The sequence below is a fragment of the bacterium genome (assembly GCA_016873475.1).
Lineage (GTDB): Bacteria > Krumholzibacteriota > Krumholzibacteriia > JACNKJ01 > JACNKJ01 > VGXI01.
The window spans coordinates 1-7,488 of record VGXI01000164.1 but is presented as its reverse complement, the minus strand read 5'-3'; the positions used below and the strand labels follow the sequence as shown (position 1 = coordinate 7,488).

Genomic DNA, 7,488 nt, shown 5'->3' with positions numbered 1-7,488 from the left:
GGGGAGCAGCGCGGCAGACGACGCCTGGCGCCAGGTGGCAGGTAGTCGAAGTCGCGGCATGCGGCGCGTTCTCCTGTCGGCGGTCGGGTTGCGGAGGTCGGTCGTGAGGCACTCTAAGAGGAAGGCCCCGGGCAAGGCAAGTCGGCCCGGGCGCCGGGCGCAGCGACTGGGCCCGCGGGCCAATTGACGCCCTGACTCGTGACATGATAAAATCCGCTATAGTTGCACCACTTGCCAGACAGGGAGATCACCATGAGCGCGCCACGCATCGACCGGCTTCCCGCCGGCCGCCTCTTCGTGTTGCTCCTCATCGCCCTGCTCGCCGGCTCCCTCTTCGTCGATACCGCCGCCGCCCGCGTGAAGAAGGTGGCCTTCGTCGACGACGACTGGGATCCCGTCGAGCGAGGACCCGGGGACGCCGACCCCCACTACGAGACCTACTTCTTCGAGGCGCTGGACCTGCTCGGCTATGACTACGACGTCTTCGAGATCCAGCCCGACGGCGGCGAGCCGCAGGTACCGACGATCGCCGAGCTCGCCGCATACCCCTACGTGATCTGGAACTGCGCAAGCGCCGAGAGCATCGCCCTCGACTACGCGGAGCGCCGTCTCCTGCGCGAGTACCGGCGTCTCGGCGGCAAGCTGATGCTCCTCGGCCAGGGCATCCTCAACGCGCTCGGCCTGCCGCCCTACGAACCCGACGTGCAGGACTTCCTCCGCTTCGAGCTCGGCGTCGACAGCTTCGGCGTCGACGCCACCGTCATCGGCATGCAGCCCACCGACACGCTCGGCTACGGCGAGGAGATCGGCTTCGTCACGATCGACACCAGCAACTTGCCCGATCCCGATCCCACGAAGGGCGACATCGTCTACCCCACGGCCGACGCGACTTCGCACCTGCTCGGCACGCTGGACTCGGGCGCCACGGCGCCGATCGCCACCAACCGCTACCTGCCAGCGCCGCTACACTTCCAGCCCGTGCTGATGGAGGCCATCACCGATCCCGCCGTACGCGCCGACTACATTGGCAGCTACTCGGAGTGGCTGGGCTTCGAGGGCGACGACCTCATGGACTTCATGGACGGGCTCGAGGGCCTTGAGCTCGTCTCGAGCTGCCCGCCCCACGTGCTGGAGTGGGATCCCGGCCTGCACGCGATCCGCTTCGCGGCGCACGGCACCGCGACCTGCGACGCCGTGCTCGCCATGGGCCTCGCGCCCGAAGGCGAGGACTGCAGCGACTGGTCGGTGCGCTTCACGCACCGCATCACGGCGGTCGGCGCCGAGAGCGAGATGGACCTGCTCGAGCTGGCCGGCGGGCCCGACATCCTGCGCGTGCTCGCCGTGCCCTCGACCGACGAGGACGGTCGCTACGACATTCGCCTGAAGTTCTTCCGCGACGGCCACCTGCTCTTCGACCACCGCTTCGGGAACCTGGCGTCCGCGGTGACGCACCGCATCCGGGTCTCGCAGGTCGTCGAGCCGCCGCTCGTGAGCCTCGAGCTCTTCGACACCCTGGGCAACTTCCTCGACGGCGTCTCCTTCGCCGGCTACGTCGTCGGCGTCGAGGAGCTGCGCCTGCGCGCGCGGGGCCTGAACCGCCCGGACGCGGCGCCCATCGCCGGCTGGGTGGACGATATCGCGATCGGCGGCTGCCTCGTCAGTCGCCTGACGACGGCCGTGCCCGAGACGCCGCTGCTGCTCGGCACGCTGCGCGTGCAGCCCAACCCCTTCAATCCGAGTACGCGCATCAGCGGCGAGCTGGTCGCGGCGGGCCGCATCGAGCTGGGCATCTTCGACGCGCAGGGACGGCGCCAGCGCGTCCTCGCGTCGGGCGAGCTGCCCGCCGGCCCCTTCAGTCTGGAGTGGGACGGGCGCGACGACGCCGGCCGGCGCTTGCCGGGTGGAGTCTACTTCGTGCGGCTGAGCGACAGCCGCGGCGCGCGGGCCGTCAAGCTGGTGATGGTGAAGTAGGCGCGCCGAGCCAGGCGAACTCCGGCCGCGCGCGCAGCGCGGCCAGCTCGGCGGCCAGCAGCGGCTCCTCCTCAGCGGGCACCCCACGCAGGCGCTCGTCGAGGAGGCGCAGCCGCCGGTAGGGCTCCGTCTCCCCCACGACTTGCTCCAGGAGCGTCGCGAAGGCCTGCGCCGGCGGCGTCTCCTGCGCGCGCGCGAGTCGCGCTTCCAGCAACCCCAGCTCGAACTCGAAGCCCGCGGGCGGCCAGACCCCACGCCCGGCGCGGAGCGCCGCGAGCAGCGCCTTGGCCTCCGGGAGCGCCGCAGTGTCGAGCAGAAAGCCCAGTCGATCGCAGGCCACCTTGAGCGCCTCGTCGGGGCTCGCCGTGCGCTCGGCCTGCGATGCCGCGGCATCGAAGGCGGCCAGCGCTGCTGCGGCATCGCCGCGCGCCGCCGCTAGCTTGGCCGCCGCGCGCAGGCTCGAGGCGAGCGCCGCGGCCAGTCCCAGCTCCTCGCGAATCGCGCGCGATGCGGCCAGGGGAGCCTCGGCGTCCTCGACGCGCCCGAGTTCGAGCAGCAGCTCGCCGAGATTGTGCAAGGCCACGGCCGCGCGCGCGCGGTTCTTGCCGCTGCGGTGCAGGGTCGCCGCGCGCTCGAAGCGCAGGAGCGCCTCCGGCAGGTGGCCGAGTCGCCACTCCAGGTTGCCGAGGCTGTTCTCTACCGAGGCGAGGCCGACCGCGTCGCCGATGCGCGCCTTCAGCTCGCTCGACTCCGCGAGCAGCCGCCGCGCTTCGTGGAGCGCGCCCGTCTTCGTGCGGATGATGGCCAGATTCATCAGAATCTGCGCGTACTCGATGACGAGCCCGAGCTGACGGCGCAGGGTCAGGCTCTCCTCGAGGCAGCGCACCGCCGCCTCGCTCTCCCCGAGACGCCAGAGCACGGTGCCCAGGTTCGCGAGCGCCGCCGTGCGCAGGTACTGCTCCTCGTCACTCGCGGCCTCGGTGATCACCTCGGCGAAGATCTCGCGCGCGGCCTCCAGCTCGCCGCGCTGCAGATGGATCGTGCCCATCGTGTGACGCACGGCGAGGCGATCGGCGGCGACGCCCTCGCTGAGCAGCAGCGCCGCCCGGCAGGAGGAGAGCGCGCCCTCCCAGTCGTTGGCGCGGGCCTGCATGTAGGCGCGACTGCGCAGGATGCGCGCGTGCTCGGCGCGCTCGTCGCCGGGGCAGTGCGCGAGCGCCGCGGCGAAGGCGCGCCCGGCGGCCTCGGGCTGCCCGCCGTGATAGAGACACTCGCCGCGCAGGCGCTCGAGCTCGGCGCGGCGGGCCTCCTCGAGCATCGGCGTCAGCAGGCTGGCCGCGCCGCTGAAGAGGATCTCCGCCTGCTCGTAACGGCCCTCGGTCTGCTCGAGCAGGCCCAGCTCGCGCAGGATCTGCACGCGCAGCTCGCGAGCCTCGCCCGCCGGCTCCTCGAGCCACCAGAGGTCGGCCTCCTCGCGGGCCTGCTCGAGGTGGCGGCGCGCCTCGCGCGGCGCGTAGAGCGCGCGCGCGTGGCGTCCCGCGGCGAGATGGAAGGGCAGGGCACGCCGCGACTCGCCGGCGCCTTCGTAGTGCCGCGCGACGGCGGCGGCATTCGCCGGCAGCTCGCCGCCGCTGCGCTCGAGGTGATCGCCGACCTCGCGGTGGTACGCGCGGCGCAGGGCGTCGCCGAGGCCATCGTAGAGCGCGCGGCGCACGATGGCGTGATCGAAGAGGAAGCGGCCCTCGCGCGCCTGCACGAGGCGCGTGCGCCGCTCGAGATCCTGCAGCCTGCGCAGCACGGTGAGCCGCCGTTGCTCGAGCACGGCGGCCAGCACCTCCGCGCTGAAGGCCTCGCCCTCGACGGCGGCTAGCTCGAGCAGCTCGCGCTCCTCGGCGCTGAGGCCCGCCAGGCGGTGCTGCACGAGGTCGACGATGCGCTCGGGCAGCGGCAGCTCCCAGCGTTCGGGATCGGCGTCGAGCACGCTGGCCGGCAGGGTCCCCGGCGCGAGGGTGCGGCCGTTCGGCGCCGCGGCGAGCCCGCGCGCGCGGCCGTCGAGGAGCTGGAGCAGCTCGCGAAGAATGAAGGGATTGCCATCGCTCTCGGACCACAGGCGACGCGCCGCGCGCTCGCCGTCGGCGAGGCCGGGCAGCACCTGGCCCACGAGCTCGCGCACGGCGTCCAGGCTCAGGCGACCCAGCTCGAGCGACTCCGCGCGCCCTTCGCTGCGCAGCTCGCGCAGCAGGGGCGCCAGGCCCTCGCCCTCGCTCAGCTCTTCGGGTCGATAGCTGAGCAGCATCGGCGGCAGCTCGCCGGGTCGGCCGCGCGCGAGGAAGGCGAGCAGGTCGAGGCTGGCCTGGTCGCTGCGGTGCAGGTCCTCCAGCCAGATGACCAGCGGCTCCTGCGCGGCGAGCGCGGCGAGCAGGCTGCGCAAGCCCTCGAAGAGCTGCTCGCGGTTCTCCAGGTGCCCGCTGCCTTCACCGAAGAGGAAGGGATGCAGCACGCGCGCCCGCGCCTCGGCACCCTCGCCGAGGAAGCGGGCCAGGGACTCGGGCCGCGTCAGCTCGCGCGACTCGAGTGCGGGCCGCAGCGCCTCGAGCCAGGGCTGGTAGGGGAAGTGCTCGCGGCCCGGCTGCGTGCGGCCGATGAGCACGGCGGGCGCCGCCGCGCCGAGCCGCGCGAGCGCCTCGCGCACGAGGCGGGTCTTGCCGGCGCCGGCCTCGCCGGAGAGGAAGCGCAGCGGCACGCCCTCGCCGCGCAGGAGCGACTGCAGCGCGGCTAGCTCGATATCGCGACCGGCCAGCGGCAGCGGAAACAGCTCCTCGCCCACGGTCCGGCGCTGCGGCGCGGCGACGAGCTGCAGCCCGCCGGCGCCGGTCTCGCCGCGCAGGAGCGCTGCGACCTCGCGCAGGTCGGCGGCCAGCGCCGCCGCCGTCTGGTAGCGCTCCTCGCGGCGCTTGGCGAGCCCGCGGGCGAGCACCCACTCCAGCTCCTCGGGCAGCTCCGGCCGCAGGCGGCGCAGCGACTGCGGCTCTTCGTTGATGATCGCGTAGACGACGGCCAGCGGCGTGCTGCCGCGGAAGGGCAGGCGGCCCGTCAGCAGCTCGAAGAGCGAGATCGTGAGGGAGAAGAGGTCGCTGCGGGCGTCGAGCGTCTCGCCGAGACCCTGCTCGGGCGACATGTAGTGCGGCGAGCCGAAGACGATGCCGCTGCGCGAGAGGCTGGTCTCGTCCGAGAAGCTCGTGAGGCCGAAGTCCATCAGGCGCGGGCGGCCGTCGCCGTCGAGCATGATGTTGCCGGTCTTGATGTCGCGGTGGATGATGCCCCGCGCGTGCACGTAGTCGAGGGTCTCGAGCACGGCGCCGGCGAGATCGAGCGCGTTCAGCGGCGCCAGCGGCCCGGCGGCGAGGACGCCCTTGAGCGTCGGGCCGGGCAGGTACTCCATCACGAGGTAGGGCTGCAGGCCCGCCTGGATCTCGACGGCCAGCACGCGCAGCAAGCCGGGGTGGTCGCACTCCATGCCGACCCGGGCCTCCCGCGCGAAGAGCTCCTTCTCGCGGACGCTCGCCATCGCGCCGCCGCGGAGCAGCTTCACGGCCACGCGCTCGCCGCTGCGGCGGTCCTGGGCCTCGTAGACCTGGCCCATGCCGCCCTCGCCGAGCAGGCGCTTCAGTTGATAGGGACCCAGGGACTCGGGCATCGCCACTCCTCGCCGGCCAGCATAGGCGGCGGCCCCGGGATCGCGCAAGCCATGGGATCAGCGCAGGAGCAGGGCCTTGGCGGTGACCGTCGCCTGCTCGCCGCGCAGGCGCAGCAGGTAGAGGCCGCTGGCGAGGCGCCGGCCCTGGCCGTCGCGGCCGTTCCAGCGCAGGCTGGCCGTCCCCGCCTCGCGGGGCTCGGCAAGGAGCCGGGCCAGGCGGCGGCCGCGCAGGTCGAGCAGCTCGAGCTGCACGCGCTGGGCCCGCGCGAGGCTGAACTCGATGCGGCAGGCGCCCCGCTCCGGCCCGGGCTGGCAGCGCAGGCTGAGCTCGGCCGCCGCGGGCGCCGGCGGCGCAGCCGAGGGGCTGGCACCGTAGACGCGCAGGCGCCGCTCCTCGCGGCCGCCCGTGATCTCGCAGGCCAGGCGACGCGCGCCCTGGTTGCGCAGGCTGAGCGCGCGGTCCGGCACGAGGCGCGGGTGACTCAGGGTGTGCGAGCCGATCTCGACGTTGCCGCGCGCCGCGAGCGCAACGAGGTCCTCCCGGCTGAGGTGGTCCCCCGCCGGGTGGCCCAGGTAGTTCCAGGTGACGAAGGTGCTCATGGGCAGGCCGCGGACCGCGAGCGTGTCCGCGTAGGCAAGGTTGATGCGGCGACCGTCGTCCGTCGAGAAGCAGAAGGCGGCGGGGTATCCGTTCCAGGGCGCGGGGTCGGCGGCGTACTCGGGCAGCGGCAGCCAGACGAGCGAGTCGGCGGCGCTCGGCGCGTGGCGCGCTGCGGCCCAGGCCGCCGCCTCGCCGACGCTGGTGATCCAGAAGCGGCCGTCGGCCGCAAGCGCGTCCATCAGCCAGGCGAGGTGCGTGGGCTCGAGGTGGTACGCGTCGCCACTCGCGCCGTGCACGTAGAGCTGCACGCAGCAGCGACCCGTCACCCAGAGGTCGGCCAGGCTGGCGAACTCGTAGGTGAACACGTCCACGCTCTGCGGCGGGGTGGCGTGGAGCGCGTTGTAGGCCGCGGTGTCGTAGAGGAGCAGGTCGATCTCCGCCGGCGAGGTCGCGACCTGAATGGCCTTCTCCGTGAGGCCGGTGCTGAGCACCAGCTCCCAGGGCGTCCAGTAGTCCCAGTTCTGTCGCCAGGCGGGCTGCGCGTGATAGCCGAGCAGGAAGGCCGCGGTCGGCTCGCCGCCGCCCGTGCCGTGCGGCGCGCCGTCGCGGGCGCAGAGCCAGCCCTGGGCGCGCAGGCTGTCCATCAATTCGCGCGTGTGGATGTGGTAGGGATAAGCGAAGGAGACGGGCCGCTGGCCGACGGCGGCCTCGATCGAGTCGGCGGCGGCTTCGATCTCGCGCGCGAAGCCGGCGTCGTCCAGGCCGATGTCGTGGCGCAGGACGAGCGAGTCGCCCGTGGCGAGCGCCGTGAGCGGCAGTGGACTGAGGGTGCGGGCGAGAAAGAGCGGGTCCGTGCCCGTGAGCAGGGGGTCCACGCGATAGCCGTGCCGGGCGATCGGCTCAACGACCAGCTCGTGCAAACCCCTCGCCGCGAGGCTATCTCCCAGGTTGCGCAGGTAGACGAGTTCGCTGCCGAGCTTGATCTCGGCGAGGAGGTCCCAGCCGGGGTGCTCCTCCGCGCGCGGCGCGTCCGGGCGCCCGAGGGCGGCGAGGGCAAGAGCCAACAGCGCGCTCGTCGCGAGCCGGATGCGGGGCATGGGAACTCCTCGGGTGGCGGCGCGGCCGCTGGGGCAGCCATGATCATACAATAACCAGCGCCGCGCGCCCAGGGGGGGGCCCTGGACAGCGCCCCGGCGAGGGCCTAGGATCGCGGCCAAAA

Annotated in this window: 3 protein-coding genes; 1 reads left to right on the top strand and 2 read right to left on the bottom strand. The window is 73.3% G+C overall.

Going from position 1 to position 7,488, the window contains the following annotated elements:
* Positions 1–252: 252 nt before the first annotated feature.
* The gene (locus FJ251_11935) at positions 253–1,971 is read left to right on the top strand and encodes a hypothetical protein (GenBank protein ID MBM4118422.1); all 1,719 of its coding nucleotides are present in this window, start codon (positions 253–255) and stop codon (positions 1,969–1,971) included.
* On the opposite strand, the gene FJ251_11930 is transcribed toward FJ251_11935, so the two are convergent.
* Both FJ251_11930 and FJ251_11925 read right to left on the bottom strand, forming a co-directional pair.
* Positions 1,949–5,668, bottom strand: coding sequence for a tetratricopeptide repeat protein (locus FJ251_11930; protein MBM4118421.1), 3,720 nt, complete (start codon positions 5,666–5,668; stop codon positions 1,949–1,951). The genes FJ251_11935 and FJ251_11930 overlap by 23 nt on opposite strands.
* A 57-nt stretch (positions 5,669–5,725) precedes the next feature.
* Positions 5,726–7,366 carry a hypothetical protein gene (locus FJ251_11925; protein ID MBM4118420.1) on the bottom strand — a complete coding sequence of 547 codons (1,641 nt, stop codon included), beginning with the start codon at positions 7,364–7,366 and terminating at the stop codon, positions 5,726–5,728.
* Between the last annotated feature and the right edge of the window lie 122 nt (positions 7,367–7,488).